Consider the following 15,061-nt stretch of genomic DNA (forward strand, 5'->3'; position numbering starts at 1 on the left):
GATGCTGCTCTTGGTAGAGCTGGTATTACTGTTAATAAAAATACAGTTCCTGGTGAAACTAGAAGTCCTTTTGTTACTTCTGGTATTAGAATTGGTAGTGCTGCACTTACTACTAGAGGTATGAAAGAAAAAGAGTTTGAGTTTATTGCTAATAAAATTTGCGATGTTTTAGATGACATTGAAAACACAAAACTTCAAGATGATATAAACAAAGAACTTGAATCTCTTGCTTCTAACTTTGTTGTTTATTCTCAACCTACTTACTAATAAGGATTAGTTATGGAAATTAAAGGCGAAGACTTTTTAAAAAAAGTACAAAAAAAACAAGAAACAGAAGAGCTAGAACAAAGGCTATCACAGCTTAAAGGTGAAGAAGAATCAATTCAACCTAATTCTCAACAATACTCAGCTGTAAAAAGAAGTATGCAAGATGATGATGCGGTTAAAGTTGATATTGCAGATCAAGAGCTAGGAGATATTATGTTAAATGGCTCTACGGCTTCAAGTGAATCAAATGAAACAAATAAAAGAAAGTATCTTATTTTAGGACTTGTTTTAATAATACTTTTTTTACTAACAATTGTAATTATTCGTCTTTTAAATAGTCCTGATAATCAAGAGGATTCATTTAATAATCAAGATGAAACAGTGCAAGAAGAAAAAAGTTTAGAAAATGATAGTATTGAACAACAATATCAAAAAATAATAGATGAAAAATTGAAAAATATAAAAGAGCAAACAAATCAAACACAAGAACAAGCTGTTGATGAAAATGAGCTAAATATCGATTCAATTGAACAAAAAGAGAAAAAAGTAGAAGAAAAAAAAGCAAAACCTGATGTTTTTGGTATTAAACCAAAACAAGAAGAGGTTAAAAAAGAAGTAGTAAAAGAGGTTAAAAAACCTGTTGTTAAAAAAGAGGTTTCTAAAAAAGAGCCACTAAAACAACCTGTAAAAAAAGTAACTACTAGCTCAAAACCAAAAGGTACTTTTGTTCAAGTAGGAGCTTTTTCTAAACAACCTGCAAAAAAATATTTACAAAAAATTGAAGCTAATGGTTTTAACTACACTATTTATAAAGTTACAGTAAATGGAAAAGTTTATAATAAAGTATTAATTGGACCATATAAAAATAGAGCAAGTGCTGAACAGAACATGTCCATAATTAAAAGAAAGCTAAATATATCAAGTGCTTTTATCTTAAGATTTTAAGGGCACTTGATTATGACATTTTATTCAAAAGAGCTATTTTTAGACCAATTTACACCTGTTTCAATTTATGAAAAAGTAAAAAAACTTTATAAAGATGAAATTACTTTTTTATTTGAAAGTACTATTAACTCAAGTGAAGGCAACTACTCTTTTATAATTGTAGGAGATAGAGAAAGAGTTTGGTACAAAGATAATAAATGTTTTCATAAAGATGAAGAAGGAAAAATACATCAAGTAGAATCAAATCCACTGAAATTTCTTCAAAAATATTATAAAAAATTTGATAAACAAGTTTTTAAAGATAAAGCAAAAGAGTTAGGGATTGGTTTAATTGATGGTTTTATTGGAAGTGTTGGTTATGATATTGGAAAAGAGTTTGAGCCAAAACTTAAAGAATCTATGAATAACTTAGAAGACCAACTAAATATCCCTGATGTTGATTTAATAAGACCTAAAATGATTTTAGGTTTTTCACATAAAACCTCTAAATTAGTTATGGTTACTTCATTAAAAGAGTATAAACAAGAACTTGAAATAATAGAAGAAGAGTTACTTAATAAGCCTTATATTTTTACTCCATTAAAAAAAGCTACAATCTTAGATGAAGGAAAATTCAACTATACAAAAGAGCAATTTTTTGAAATGGTTAGAAAATCTAAAGAAAAAATAAGAAGTGGAGATGTATTTCAAATTCTTATGTCTAATAGATTTATTCAAAAAGCAAAAGTTGACCACTTTAGTTTTTATAGAGCACTAAGAAGTAAAAATCCTAGTCCATATCTATTCTTTTTAGAGTATGAAGATTTTTGTATTGCTGGAAGTTCTCCTGAAGTTATGATAAAACTTGTAGATAACCATCTACTTTTAAGACCAATTGCAGGAACTAGAAAAAGAGGTAAAACAGTTGCAAAAGATTTACAAATGGAGCAAGAGCTTATAAGTGATCCAAAAGAAAGAGCTGAACATATAATGTTAGTGGATTTAGGAAGAAATGATGTAGGAAGAGTTGCAAAAGCAGGCACAGTAAAAGTAAGTGACCTGATGAGAATTGAAAGATACTCTCATGTTATGCATATTGTTTCAGATGTAGAAGCTGTAATTGATGAACAATATGACATGTTTGATTTATTTGCTGCAACATTTACAGCTGGTACTATGACAGGTGCACCTAAAATTAGAGCTATGGAACTTATTGCACAATTTGAAGGCATTAAAAGAAGTTTTTATAGTGGAAGTATTGCATATTTTGGATTTGATGGAAATATGGATAGTGCAATTACAATTAGAACAACTTTACTTACAGAAGACAAAGTAGTATTTCAAGCAGGTGCAGGAGTTGTTGCTGATTCTGAAAACGAACTTGAATATCTTGAAGTTCACAATAAACTAGCTGCAAATATAGCTACATTAAAAGAGTTATCTTAAAAGATACTCTTTTAACTCATCATATTTTATTCTTATAAAATCAAATATTAGATAACATATTTAAAAATTTACAAAAAGGATATATAGTGCTACTTGGTGTAAATATAGACCACATTGCAGTTTTAAGAGAAGCTAGAAAAATCAATGACCCAAACCCACTTGATGCATTGGGAGTATGCAAATTAGCCAATGCAGACCAAATTACTATTCATCTAAGAGAAGATAGAAGGCACATTCATGATGATGATGCAAAAAAGATTATACAAAGCTCAACTCTACCTGTAAATCTTGAATGCTCAATAAATGAACAAATAATAGATATCGTTTGTAAACTAAAACCACAAAGAGCAACTTTAGTTCCAGAAAATAGAGAAGAAGTTACAACTGAGGGTGGACTTGATTTAGAAACAAACTATAAAAAAATTGAAAATGCTATAAAAAAACTTCAAGAAAATGAGATTGAAGTTTCATTATTTATTGACCCTTGCAAAAAGATGATTGAATTAAGTTCTAAATTAAATGTTGAATGGGTGGAGCTACATACAGGAAGATTTGCAAATATTTATGCAATGTTACACTCAAATTTAATTAATTCTCACCATAGTATAAAAGAGTTAGAACTTCCAAGATGTGAATTAAATAAACTATTAAAAGAGTCAAGAAAAGAGATAAAAAAAGCCGCAAATAAAGCAGTAGAATTAGACTTAAAAGTTGCAGCAGGACATGGTTTAAACTATCAAAATGTTAAAAAAATATCTTCAATTAAATCAATTAGCGAATTAAACATTGGACAAAGTATCATTGCAAGATCAGTTTATACTGGATTGTATCAAGCAATTTTAGATATGAAAGAGTTAATCAAATGAGACCTAAAATAGCGATTTCTATTGGTGATTTAAATGGTATTGGAATACAAATAGCTTTACAAAATCATGAAAAAATAAAAAAACTTTGTAAACCAATTTACTGCATAAACAAAAAGATGTTAAATCAAGCTGCTACTCTTTTAAATCTTCATGTACCTAAAGATTTTGAAATTTTTAAAACTAAAGGAGAGTTTGAAATTAAAGCAGGACAAGTATCAAAAAAAAGTGGGAAATACTCATATAACTCTTTTATTGATGCAATAACATTAACTAAACAAAAACAAACAAGTGCAGTAGTTACACTTCCTATAAATAAAGAGTCTTGGAATAAAGCAAAAATAGATTTCAAAGGACATACAGAAGTTTTGAGAAGCTACTTTGGACAAAATGCAATTATGATGCTTGGATGCAAAAAAATGTTTGTTGCACTTTATACAGAACATATTGCACTTAAAAAAGTTCCTAAAAAAATTAAAGAAGAGGAGCTAACAACATTTTTATGTGATTTTTACAAAAATGTAAAACAAGATAATATTCAAGTTTTAGGCCTAAATCCACATGCAAGTGATAATGGAGTTTTAGGTAATGAAGAAGTGGAGATATTTAAAGCTATTAAAAATGCAAATAGAATTTTAAAAAAATCAATTTTTAAAGGTCCTATTGTACCTGATACTGCTTTTTCCAAAGCAAATAGAAAATCTTGTAAATATTTTGTATGTATGTACCATGACCAAGGATTAGCTCCATTAAAAGCTTTATATTTTGACCAAAGTATAAATGTAAGTTTAAACCTTCCAATTATTAGAACTTCAGTTGACCATGGAACAGCTTTTGATATTGCTTATAAAAATAAAGAAGTTAACTCAAAAAGTTACATCAATGCTGTTAAAGAAGCAGTAAATCTAATAAATACAAAAGTATGAAAAGTTTAGAAGTATGTTATGAGCTTGACTTTTCAAAAATAAACTTTTTAGAAAGAAAAGTCAAAATACAAAACCCAAAAACTTATGTTTTTGGTGCTCCAAAATGTGGGAAGACTTACCTTATATATGACTATCTCGCAAGTTTTAACACAAAAGATTATATCTATATAGATTTTAAAGATTTTAGAAATGATTTAGAAGAGATAAAGACTCATTTAGCAGAGTTTATACTTCAAAATAGTATTAAAGTTTTAGTATTAGAAAATTTTGATTTTTCATTTAAACTACCAAAATGTGAAAATATAATTATCTCAGGACACAATAATATAGAGTTAAAAGAGTTTGATAAACTTCAAGTTAAAGCACTTGATTTTGAAGAGTACTTACTTCATGAGAATAGATTTCATACTGCAACACAAGCATTTAATAACTTCTTAAAATATGGGAATATGCCAGGAGTTGTAAATCTTGAAGAGCATAATAAAGAAAGAAGATTGCAAGAAATTCTAAGACTTTATGCTAAAGATAGCACTTATGAACAGATTTTAAAAGTGTTATTTTTGAATATTGATGAGAAAAAATCTCTATTTCAGCTTTTTAATACCCTAAAAAATCATATAAAAATTTCAAAAGATAAATTTTATGCCACTGTTAAAACCTTTGAAAACTCTGGATTAGTATACTTTTTACCTAAATATAATCAAGAAAAAGCAGTAAAAAAAATCTACTCATATAATCACGCTTTTTTAAATGCAATATCCCATTCGAAAAAGTTTAAAAATGAGTTTACAAATATGGTTTTTCTACAACTTGAAGTAAACTTTGAAAATATATTTTATCTTGATAATATTGATTTTTTTATCCCATCACAAAACTATTTAATTTTATCAATTCCCTTTTTTAATCCTTTATTAAAAAAAGGTGTCCAAAAAAAACTAAATAAAGTTTTAAAAGAACACACTATTTCAAAAATAGATATTGTTACAGTAGGTTACAATGAGAACTTTTTTATAAATGATATTGAAGTTGAAGTTGTTCCATTTTTTCAATGGGCAGTTAGTTAAAGCTTTGGCTTAAATCACTATTAATTTTTTTTTAGATATAATCACGAAATTCTAAAAGGAAATAAATGAATAAAAGAGTACTTGTTAAATTTTCTGGTGAGGCGTTGGCTGGTGAAGAAGGTTACGGTATAGATACTCAAATTTTGGACTATATCGCAGAAGAGATTAAAAGTTTGGTTGATAATGGTATAGAAGTTGGTATCGTTATTGGCGGAGGTAATATTATTAGAGGTGTTACTGCTGCTGCTGATGGTGTAATTAAAAGAACTAGTGCAGATTATATGGGAATGTTAGCAACTGTTATTAACGGTGTTGCCATGCAAGAAGCATTAGAATACAAAGGTTTAAATGCAAGATTACAAACTGCAATTAAAATGGAACAAATTGCTGAACCATTTATTGTAAGAAAAGCTATTAGACACTTTGAAAAAAATAGAGTTGTAATTTTTAGTGCAGGTACTGGTAATCCATATTTTACTACTGATACAGCTGCAACATTAAGAGCAACAGAAATAAATGCATCAATGCTTATTAAAGCTACTAAAGTTGATGGTGTTTATAACAAAGACCCAATGAAATATGATGATGCTGTTAAGCTTGATACTATTTCATATGATAAAGCATTAGAAGACCATATTAAAGTTATGGATGATACTGCTATTGCATTAGCAAAAGACAATAAACTTCCAATTGTAGTTGCTAATATGAATGAAAAAGGAAACTTACTAAAAATCATCAATGGTGATTGTAGTAAATGTTCAATTGTTAAATAAAAAGGATATTTAATGCTAAGATTAGAAGAGAGAATGGCTAAAGCCTTAGAAAGAGTAAATAACGATAGATATATTTTATCAATTGCTGTTGGACAAAGAGCAGATGAGTTAAGTAAAGGAGCAAAGCCATTACTTGAACAAAATACACAAAATATGAAATATACTGATATTGCAATTGATGAGATTGCAAATGGATTATTAGTTATTGAAGGTTTAGTAGATAAAGAGGACTAATTATAAAAGCTTTTGCTTTTATAATTCTCTTTATGTAATGTTATGAATCCATTTATAGAAAAAATTCAAAGCATCAACACAATTGAAGATGCTATTGCTGAACTGAAAAACTATACTAAAATAACTCCCAAACTCCAAGAGATTATTGACTTTACTATTAAAGCTCATGATAATCAATTTAGAAAAAGTGGTGAGCCTTATGCAGTGCACCCACTACTTGTTGCAACAATCACAGCATACTTTAGTCCAGACGAAGCAGTAATTGCTACATCACTACTTCATGATGTAGTAGAAGATACAGAGTATGAACTTGATTTTGTAAAAGATAATTGGGGCGAAGATATTGCACATATGGTTGATGGGCTAACTAAAATTGTTGAGATTAGAGAGAGTGAATTCTCTTCAAACTTAACAACTTCAGAAGCTAAAACAATCTCTTCAGCAATGACATTTAGAAAGATGCTAATTGCTTCTATTGATGATGTAAGAGTTTTACTTGTTAAACTTTGTGATAGATTTCATAATATGCTAACTTTAGATGCACTACCTGAGCTTAAACAAAAAAGAATCGCAGAAGAGACACTAGTTGTTTATGTACCAATTGCTCATAGATTAGGTATTTCTACACTTAAAAATCATCTTGAAGATTTAGCTTTTTATTATATTTATCCAAAAGAGTATAAAAAAATTGATGATTTTATAAAAGAGCATCAACATGCAATACAATTAACTTTTAATAATTTTATTGCAAATACTAAAATTATTTTAGAAAAAAATGGTTATGATTCATCAAAAGTTAAAATTTTAAGCAGAATTAAGCACCACTACTCTATTTATTTGAAGATGCAAAGAAAAGGTGTAACAATTGATGAAGTTCTTGATTTATTAGCAATTAGAGTATTAGTTCCTGAAGAGATTGATTGTTATAAAGTTTTAGGACATCTTCATTTAGCTTATAAACCTCTAATTTCAAGGTTTAAAGATTATGTATCAACACCAAAAGAGAATGGATATAGAACTATTCATACAACTGTATTTTATAACTCAAAAATTTATGAAATACAAATTAGAAGTTTTGAGATGCATAAAATTGCTGAGTATGGTATTGCTGCTCACTGGAAATATAAAAGTGGTGCGAAAAATGGTCCAAATTTAAACTGGCTTAAATCTTTAGAGTTTTCAAATGAAAATGTTGAAGAGTTTTATGCGGATACAAAAGATGATTTATACTCAGAAGAGATTGTAGTTTATTCACCACATGGAGATACTTTTAATCTTCCAAGAGGAGCAACTGCTTATGATTTTGCTTATGCAGTTCATACTGATGTTGGGAAAAATGCTTTTGAATGCTATATAAATAAAATAAAAAAACCACTATTAACAGAACTAAAAAGTTCAGATATTGTATCTATTAAAACCACTGACCAACCTATTCCAAGATGTTCATGGATAGATATGGTAAAAACTAATAGAGCTAAAAAACAGATAAAAATGCTTTGCTCTCATAGACAAAAAGAATTAAATGAATTAACAGGCAAAAATATTATTAATACAATTTTTAATAGATATACTGATGAAATAACAACAGCATATAATTTTGATTCACTTCATAAAGTTGTAAATAACCTTGATTTTTTAAGAAATATAAAAAAACAAATAGAAACAAGATTAATAAAGGAGCATGGACTTGTAACAAGATTTAAAATTCTTGCAAGCAAAATCAAAAAGTACAAATTTGATAATATTTTAATATATTCGAATTTTAGTATAAATTCTGTATCATTTGACCACTGTTGTCATCCTAAATTTGGAGATGATATAGTAGCTTTCAAAGATGGTAATAAAGCAATTATTCACCATAAAATGTGTGATAAAGCATATAAAAAAATAAAATCAAAAAAAAGTATGCTATTTTGTAAATGGACAAAAGATACACTATATCCATACAAAATGGTAGTTTCCCTTGCAAATACAAAAGGTGAATTAGCAAGATTATTGATGTACATGTCAAAATATGAAGGTTATATACTAAGTGTTGATTATGGTAGAGAAAAACACTCTTATAGACAATACTGTGATATAGAGTTCGAAATAAATAACTCAAATGTTGAAGAAGTTAGAAAAATTGTAGAACAAAAAGCAAAAGTTATTGAATTTTTTTCAAAAAAAGATGCTTATAATAAATAATAATTTATAAAAGAGGATGAATGGAAGAGAAAATTAAAAACGCACTATCAGAAATCAAAAGAGGATGTGCAGAAATAATTGATATAGAAGCTATTGAAAAATTAGTTAGAAACTTTTATGAAAAAGGTGAAAACTTCTATGTTAAAGCAGGTTTTGATCCAACTGCACCTGACTTACACTTAGGTCATACTGTACTTATTCAAAAACTTGCAACATTCCAAAGATATGGTGGAATTGTTCAATTTTTAATTGGTGACTTTACAGCAACAATTGGAGATCCAACAGGAAAAAGTGAAACAAGAAAAGTTTTAAGTACTGAACAAGTTTTACAAAATGCAGAAACATATAAAGAACAAGTATTTAAAATTTTAGACCCTGAAAAAACAGAAGTAATGTTTAATAGCAAATGGTTAAGCCAATTAGGAACTGGTGGGATTATCAATCTTGCATCTAATTTAACAGTTGCAAGAATGTTAGAAAGAGATGATTTTTCTAAAAGATACTCATCAAATACTCCAATTGCAGTTAGTGAATTTATCTATCCTTTACTTCAAGGATACGACTCTGTAGCTATGGGTACAGATATTGAAATGGGTGGAACAGACCAAAAGTTTAATCTTTTAATGGGAAGAACTTTACAAAAAGCATATGATTGTAAAAAACAACAAGCAGTTTTAATGACTCCTTTACTTGAAGGTTTAGATGGGGTTCAAAAGATGTCAAAATCTTTAGGTAATTATGTTGGTGTTACAGATAAAGCAAATGATATGTTTGGTAAGCTTTTATCTATTTCAGATGATTTAATGTGGAAATATTATGAACTATTATCTACAAAATCGTTAGAAGAGATTAAACAATTACAAGAAGGTGTAGAAAATGAGAGTTTACACCCTAAAAAAGTAAAAGAAGAGCTTGCTATGGAAATTGTTGATAGATACCATGGTAAAGGTGCAGGTGAACTTGCAAAAATAGAGTTTGAAAAAATATTTGCAAAAAAAGACATTCCAACTGATATGCCAGAATACGAGTTTGATTCAGGTATTTGGATTTGTCAAGCATTGGTTGATGCAAAACTTGTAAACTCAACTTCACAAGCAAGAAGAGATGTTAAAGCGGGTGCTGTGAAGATAAATCAAGAAAAAGTAACTGATGAGAAACTTAATTTAGAATCTGGAGAATTTATTTTACAAAAAGGTAAAAAGAATTTTGCAAAGATTACAATAAAATAAAAGGGCTAGTTTTGAGAATAGGAAAGTATGAGATTAAACATCCAATTATCCAAGGGGGTATGGGTGTAGGTATAAGTTGGGATAAACTAGCAGGAAGTGTAAGTAAAGAGGGAGGTCTTGGAGTAATTTCAGCAGTTGGAACTGGTTATTATAAAAGTGATGAGTTTTCGATAAAAACAAAAAAAGACAAACCAGTTGATGTTGTAAATTTTTACTCTAAAGAGGCTTTACACACTATTGTTAAAAATGCTAGAAAAATTTGCGCAGATGCACCCTTAGCATGTAATATTTTACATGCAATCAATGACTATGGTAGAGTTGTAAAAGATGCATGTGAAGCAGGTATTAATATTATTATTACAGGAGCGGGACTTCCAACAAATATGCCTGAATATACTAAAAATTTTCCAGATGTAGCACTTGTACCTATTGTTTCAAGTGCTAGAGCATTAAAACTTATTTGTAAAAAATGGAAAAGATATGATAAGGTACCTGATGCAGTAATTGTTGAAGGTCCAAAATCAGGAGGACATCAAGGTTTTACATATGAACAATGCTTTCAAGAAGAGTATCAACTTGAAAATATTGTAGGACCAGTAATTGAGGAAGCTAAAAAATGGGGAGATGATATTCCTATAATTGCAGCTGGTGGGATTTGGGATAAAAATGATATTGATAAATTTTTATCTCTTGGTTGTGCTGGTGTTCAAATGGCTACAAGATTTATAGGAACACATGAATGTGATGTTGATATAAATATGAAAAAAGTCTTAATGGATGCGAAAGAAGAAGACATAAAACTTATGAAGTCACCTGTTGGCTTACCTGCACGTGCTGTAATGACTAATTTACAAGCCTCTATGCAGACTAAAACTGCACCTAAGGTTGCTTGTATTTCAAATTGTGTTTCTCCTTGTAATAGAGGTCAAGAGGCTAAGATTGTTGGTTATTGTATTGCTGATAGATTAGGTGCAGCATATAAAGGTGATATGGATACAGGACTATTTTTCACAGGTTCAAATGGATATAAAATTGATAAATTAATATCTGTTCATGAACTTATGGAAAAACTAACTAAGGGAGAATAGTCATTTTAAAAAAAATACTACTATGTTTATTATTAGCATTTAGTATAAACTCAGCATTTGCACAAACTATTGCTCAAAAGTATGATGCAAATAGAATGAGTTACTTAAGAGCAGTATTAAAAAATGATACTGCTTTAGAAGTTAAATATCTAAAAAATGTAATAAAATATGGTAAACAGTTAAATCATGACACTACTAAATATGAAAATGAACTAAAAAAACTATCAAATAAAACAGTTGTAAAAGAAGTAAAAAGATCTACAAAAAAAACTATTTCAAAACCTAAAGAAGTTAAAAAGCCAACTATAAAAAAACAAACAAACCAAAATTCAAACTATACTGTAAAAAATGTATTTACAAAAAACAATATGATTATTTTAGACTTTTATACAAATGTAACAAAAAAACATATAGATTATAGTATTGATAAAACAAAATACTCTAATTTATATCTTTTTGATATAAAAGGTTCATATAAAGATGCTGCTCCAACAAAACTTAAAATTTCAGGAGTTGATAGAATATATATAATTCAAAAAAAGAGTAATTTACTTCATATAAAAGTAAGAGATAAAAATAAACTAAAGCCTATATATATTATTAATAAAAAAAGAATTATTATTAAGTTTTTAAATATAAGTTCAAATGCAAACTCAAGCACAACACAACTTAATTCATCAAAAACGACAAATACCTCAAGAAGTATAATAAATGTAAATAGATACAAAAGAAAAGTAGTAGTTATTGATGCTGGTCATGGGGGAAAAGATGTTGGAGCAGTAGGCCCTAATAAAAGATATGAGAAAAAAGTTGTTTTAGCAGTAGGAAAATACTTATATGATATTTTAAAAAGAAGAGGATATAAAGTATATATTACAAGAACAAGGGATAAGTTTATAAAAGTTAGAAACCGTACAGTTCTTGCAAACAAAAAAAATGCAGATATCTTTCTTTCAATACATGCAAATTCAATAGCAAAAAGTAAAGCTCATAAAGTAAGAGGTGTTGAGACATTTTTCTTAAGTCCAGCAAGAAGTGCTAGAGCAAAAAGAGTTGCAGCAAAAGAGAATAAAAGTGATATTAGAAAGATGAGTAAAGCTACTCAAAGATCTTTTTTAACAGTCCTAAATCAAAGTAAAATAACAGCATCTAACAAGTTAGCAATTGATGTACAACAAAATATGCTTTATTCTCTAAAACAAAAATATAAAGATACTGTTGATGGTGGAGTAAGAGAAGGTCCTTTTTGGGTTCTAGTAGGAGCACAAATGCCTTCAATTTTGATAGAAGTAGGATATATATCTCATCCTACAGAAGGGAAAAGATTATACCAAAGAAACTATCAAAAACTTTTAGCAAAGGGTATTGCTAATGGAATTGATTCTTACTTTTTAAAAAATCCTTAACCTTTAAAATAAGCTCTTTTTGTTTCTTTTTAAAAGAGGGTAACTCCTCTATATCAAAAAACTTAACTTTACTATTTTCCCAAGACAAATAGTTATTATTAAGTTTATCTTCAAAAAAATATTTTTGTAAATTTTTTACATTTTTGGCATTGACTAACCAAATTCCTATATCTTTTTGTTTATTTTTTTGCTCAAAATACTCTTCAAAATCTTCAATTTTAACATCTAAACTAGACTCTTCAAAGAACTCTCTTTTAGCACACTGTTTTGCACTCTCTTTTCCTAATTGAACACCTTTTAAAAAGCCCCATCTATTTTGACTCTTTACTGATTTACAAAGTAAAAGTTTTACTTTCTTATTCTCTATTTTATATAAAGCAATTCCATATGCTTTAATATTTCTACCCATATTTCTCCTTTAATAAGAAGTTTTTTTCTTATAAACAATAAAAGATAAAGTGTACCATAAAAACATAGGTAAAAGAAGAGATATTTCAGGTAAAAGTGTACCATTATTTGAAAATTTATGTAATAAAAAGAAAACTCCCCATGATACAAGCGTAAAAAATATAGATAAAGAAGTAAATTTTCCTATATTAAAAAATCTACTATTTAAAGCTGCATATGCAAAAATCAATATAATTAATGGCAAAATAAAAAAAGCAACTACAACTTCATAATATAAAGCTGCTCTTATTTTATCTGTATTTATACCTTGTTTATCCAAAAGTATAAGTGCAGAGATTGCATCTACAATAGAAAAAGTTGATTTTGCTTCATATACATTGTTTAGTATTTTTGGTTTAAAGCCTTCAAGAGTATGTAAAAACTTTTCATGCCTAACTTCTATTTTTGAAGAGTGAAAATCAATATTTTTAGGTTTTTTAGTAACTTTTGCATCTATTACATACCATCTATTGTTTTGAAAATATGCTTTTTTTGCAACTATACTCTCAACTAAATCTTTATCTTGAACCTTAAAAATATGTATATTTTCAGCTCTTTTTTCTATTGGATAAAGTTTTTGAAAGAAAATATGATAATCATTATATTTCAAAAAGATATCTGATTTAGTACTAATAAAATATTCATCATCTAAAATTTTACTTTTTTGCTCATATGAGTATGCCAAAGGAGTTGCTTGAAGAGCAATAAGAATAACTAAAAGTAAAAAAGATATTTTTAAAACTGGTGAATAGATTCTTCTTCTACTAACACCAAGTGCAATAAATGCAACTAACTCATTACCTTTAATTAAAATTACTAGTGTCAATATCCAACCAAATACCAAAGATAAAGGTAAAGTCAAAGTAAGTGTAAAAAAACTATTATAAAATAGATATAATAACTGTAAGTTTGCAGATTCAGGAAGACTTTTCATATTTTGAAAAAAATCAATACCCACAAAAAATAGTTGTAGGGAAACTAAAACAATTAAAAAACTTTTAAGATACTTTTGTAAAATATATTTTGTTAATACGCTCATTATTACTTCAATGTAAATTTAGATTTTACTTCATTTATAGATTCACTTTTTAGTGCGTCTATGGCTTTGATAGTATGCGGTATTATATCTTTTAATCTATTTAATTCCTCTTTTGAAAAGTTGTTTAATACATAATTTACAACATCTTCTTTATTTTCTGGTTTTCCAATTCCTATTCTTACTCTTATATAATCTTTTCCTATATGTGAGTCAATTGATTTTAAACCATTGTGACCACCATGACCACCACCAATTTTAAACTTAACAGCTCCAAAAGGTAAATCTAAGTCATCATGAATAACAATAATATCTTCATTTTCAATTTTATAATAGTTCTTAATTGCAATAACTGCATCACCAGATAAATTCATAAAAGTTTTTGGTTTTACAAGTAAGTCATTTGAAGATTTTAAAACATCTGCTTTAAAATTTGATTTATTTATAGAAGTAGTATTTAGATTTTTGGCCATCTCATCGATGACCATAAAACCTATGTTGTGCCTAGTTAATAGATATTTTTCACCTATATTTCCAAGTCCAACAATTAAAGCCATATTAAAATTACTTAGCCTTAATTACACCAACGATTGGTACTCTTGGGTCTAAGAAACACTCTACACCTTCTGGTAAGTCTAAATCTCTAATTAAGATATTATCACCAGTATCTAAGTTATCAATATTTAAAGTGAAACTTTCAGGTAAATTTTCTAAAGTTGTTTTAACAGGAACTCTTTTCTTATGGAAAATAAATAAACCTTTATTCTTAAGACCAATAGGTGTACCTTCTGCTTTTACAGGAACTTTATAAGTAGTTCTTACACCTGGTTGTGCAACCATTAAATCAACATGAACTAAGTCTGAAGTGATTGGACATTTTTGATACTCTTGAACAACAACTTTGAAAGTGTTTCCACCAACAGATACATCAAATGATAGTGTTTCTTTAGCTTTTAAAGTTTTAATAAACTCATTCATTTTAAATGCAGCATTAATATTCTCTAAACCTTTACCATAGATATTAGCAATTAAGTAACCATCTCTTCTTAAAGATTTAGTTTCTTGTTTTGTCATACTATCTCTTACGATACCCTCTAACATAAACATTCCTTTGTTTTAAAATAGTTGCGCATTATACTTAAGTTATTATTAATATTAGCTTTAAATTAAG

15 protein-coding genes and 1 pseudogene are annotated in these 15,061 nt (G+C 27.9%); 12 read left to right on the forward strand and 4 right to left on the reverse strand.

Translation table 11 applies throughout. From position 1 onward, the window contains the following. The 12 genes and pseudogenes from glyA to CP960_RS05640 all read left to right on the forward strand — a co-directional run. Positions 1-267: pseudogene (gene glyA / locus CP960_RS05585) on the forward strand (serine hydroxymethyltransferase); the annotation flags it as partial. Positions 268-279: 12 nt separating this feature from the next. Next, entirely contained in the window at positions 280-1,212 is a 933-nt protein-coding gene (locus CP960_RS05590) for an SPOR domain-containing protein (protein WP_101184431.1), read from the forward strand. Between the two features lie 12 nt (positions 1,213-1,224). Then, positions 1,225-2,637: an anthranilate synthase component I family protein gene (locus CP960_RS05595; protein ID WP_101184432.1), complete on the forward strand. Its 1,413-nt coding sequence runs from the start codon at positions 1,225-1,227 to the stop codon at positions 2,635-2,637. Positions 2,638-2,723: 86 nt separating this feature from the next. After that, a complete protein-coding gene (locus CP960_RS05600; RefSeq protein ID WP_101184433.1) occupies positions 2,724-3,503 on the forward strand; it encodes a pyridoxine 5'-phosphate synthase in 780 nt (259 codons plus the stop codon). Next, positions 3,500-4,426 (forward strand): 4-hydroxythreonine-4-phosphate dehydrogenase, encoded by a 927-nt coding sequence (pdxA, locus tag CP960_RS05605; RefSeq protein ID WP_101184434.1) that lies wholly within the window; start codon positions 3,500-3,502, stop codon positions 4,424-4,426. Before CP960_RS05600 ends, pdxA begins: the two co-directional genes overlap by 4 nt. Further along, on the forward strand, positions 4,423-5,490 hold the full coding sequence (locus tag CP960_RS05610; RefSeq protein WP_101184435.1) for an ATP-binding protein: 1,068 nt from the start codon (positions 4,423-4,425) through the stop codon (positions 5,488-5,490). Before pdxA ends, CP960_RS05610 begins: the two co-directional genes overlap by 4 nt. A gap of 65 nt (positions 5,491-5,555) precedes the next feature. Beyond that, positions 5,556-6,263: a UMP kinase gene (gene pyrH, locus CP960_RS05615; protein ID WP_101184436.1), complete on the forward strand. Its 708-nt coding sequence runs from the start codon at positions 5,556-5,558 to the stop codon at positions 6,261-6,263. A 12-nt stretch (positions 6,264-6,275) separates the two neighbouring features. Next, positions 6,276-6,497, forward strand: coding sequence for a DNA-directed RNA polymerase subunit omega (locus tag CP960_RS05620; protein ID WP_101184437.1), 222 nt, complete (start codon positions 6,276-6,278; stop codon positions 6,495-6,497). 42 nt (positions 6,498-6,539) lie between these two features. Beyond that, entirely contained in the window at positions 6,540-8,684 is a 2,145-nt protein-coding gene (locus CP960_RS05625; protein WP_101184438.1) for a RelA/SpoT family protein, read from the forward strand. A 20-nt stretch (positions 8,685-8,704) separates the two neighbouring features. Continuing rightward, a complete protein-coding gene (gene tyrS, locus CP960_RS05630) occupies positions 8,705-9,913 on the forward strand; it encodes a tyrosine--tRNA ligase (protein ID WP_101184439.1) in 1,209 nt (402 codons plus the stop codon). 11 nt (positions 9,914-9,924) lie between these two features. Further along, positions 9,925-11,001 carry a nitronate monooxygenase gene (locus tag CP960_RS05635; RefSeq protein WP_101184440.1) on the forward strand — a complete coding sequence of 359 codons (1,077 nt, stop codon included), beginning with the start codon at positions 9,925-9,927 and terminating at the stop codon, positions 10,999-11,001. Positions 11,002-11,096: 95 nt separating this feature from the next. Then, the gene (locus CP960_RS05640) at positions 11,097-12,407 is read left to right on the forward strand and encodes an N-acetylmuramoyl-L-alanine amidase family protein (RefSeq protein WP_228152021.1); all 1,311 of its coding nucleotides are present in this window, start codon (positions 11,097-11,099) and stop codon (positions 12,405-12,407) included. Here the strand turns inward: CP960_RS05640 and CP960_RS05645 are convergent. From CP960_RS05645 to CP960_RS05660, 4 genes are read right to left on the reverse strand one after another with little or no spacing between them, the layout of a single operon-like run. Continuing rightward, complete coding sequence (locus CP960_RS05645; protein WP_101184441.1) at positions 12,370-12,816, reverse strand: NUDIX domain-containing protein; 447 nt, start codon at positions 12,814-12,816, stop codon at positions 12,370-12,372. The genes CP960_RS05640 and CP960_RS05645 overlap by 38 nt on opposite strands. Positions 12,817-12,825: 9 nt before the next feature. Then, positions 12,826-13,893, reverse strand: a complete 1,068-nt coding sequence (locus CP960_RS05650) for an LptF/LptG family permease (RefSeq protein ID WP_101184442.1) — start codon at positions 13,891-13,893, stop codon at positions 12,826-12,828. A gap of 2 nt (positions 13,894-13,895) precedes the next feature. Next, the gene (gene pth / locus CP960_RS05655) at positions 13,896-14,447 is read right to left on the reverse strand and encodes an aminoacyl-tRNA hydrolase (RefSeq protein WP_101184443.1); all 552 of its coding nucleotides are present in this window, start codon (positions 14,445-14,447) and stop codon (positions 13,896-13,898) included. Positions 14,448-14,454: 7 nt separating this feature from the next. Further along, positions 14,455-14,991 carry a 50S ribosomal protein L25/general stress protein Ctc gene (locus CP960_RS05660; protein WP_101184444.1) on the reverse strand — a complete coding sequence of 179 codons (537 nt, stop codon included), beginning with the start codon at positions 14,989-14,991 and terminating at the stop codon, positions 14,455-14,457. Positions 14,992-15,061: the final 70 nt, after the last annotated feature.

The organism is Malaciobacter halophilus (assembly GCF_002837275.1).
Lineage (GTDB): Bacteria > Campylobacterota > Campylobacteria > Campylobacterales > Arcobacteraceae > Malaciobacter > Malaciobacter halophilus.

Bases quoted from the DNA above. Each gene is read 5' to 3' on its own strand.
- pyrH (WP_101184436.1), top strand. From the start codon at position 5,556: ATGAATAAAAGAGTACTTGTTAAATTTTCTGGTGAGGCGTTGGCTGGT.
- CP960_RS05620 (WP_101184437.1), top strand. From the start codon at position 6,276: ATGCTAAGATTAGAAGAGAGAATGGCTAAAGCCTTAGAAAGAGTAAAT.
- CP960_RS05590 (WP_101184431.1), top strand. From the start codon at position 280: ATGGAAATTAAAGGCGAAGACTTTTTAAAAAAAGTACAAAAAAAACAA.
- CP960_RS05625 (WP_101184438.1), top strand. From the start codon at position 6,540: ATGAATCCATTTATAGAAAAAATTCAAAGCATCAACACAATTGAAGAT.
- pdxA (WP_101184434.1), top strand. From the start codon at position 3,500: ATGAGACCTAAAATAGCGATTTCTATTGGTGATTTAAATGGTATTGGA.
- CP960_RS05595 (WP_101184432.1), top strand. From the start codon at position 1,225: ATGACATTTTATTCAAAAGAGCTATTTTTAGACCAATTTACACCTGTT.
- CP960_RS05650 (WP_101184442.1), bottom strand. From the start codon at position 13,893: ATGAGCGTATTAACAAAATATATTTTACAAAAGTATCTTAAAAGTTTT.
- CP960_RS05645 (WP_101184441.1), bottom strand. From the start codon at position 12,816: ATGGGTAGAAATATTAAAGCATATGGAATTGCTTTATATAAAATAGAG.
- CP960_RS05640 (WP_228152021.1), top strand. From the start codon at position 11,097: ATGAGTTACTTAAGAGCAGTATTAAAAAATGATACTGCTTTAGAAGTT.
- tyrS (WP_101184439.1), top strand. From the start codon at position 8,705: ATGGAAGAGAAAATTAAAAACGCACTATCAGAAATCAAAAGAGGATGT.
- CP960_RS05610 (WP_101184435.1), top strand. From the start codon at position 4,423: ATGAAAAGTTTAGAAGTATGTTATGAGCTTGACTTTTCAAAAATAAAC.
- CP960_RS05660 (WP_101184444.1), bottom strand. From the start codon at position 14,991: ATGTTAGAGGGTATCGTAAGAGATAGTATGACAAAACAAGAAACTAAA.
- pth (WP_101184443.1), bottom strand. From the start codon at position 14,447: ATGGCTTTAATTGTTGGACTTGGAAATATAGGTGAAAAATATCTATTA.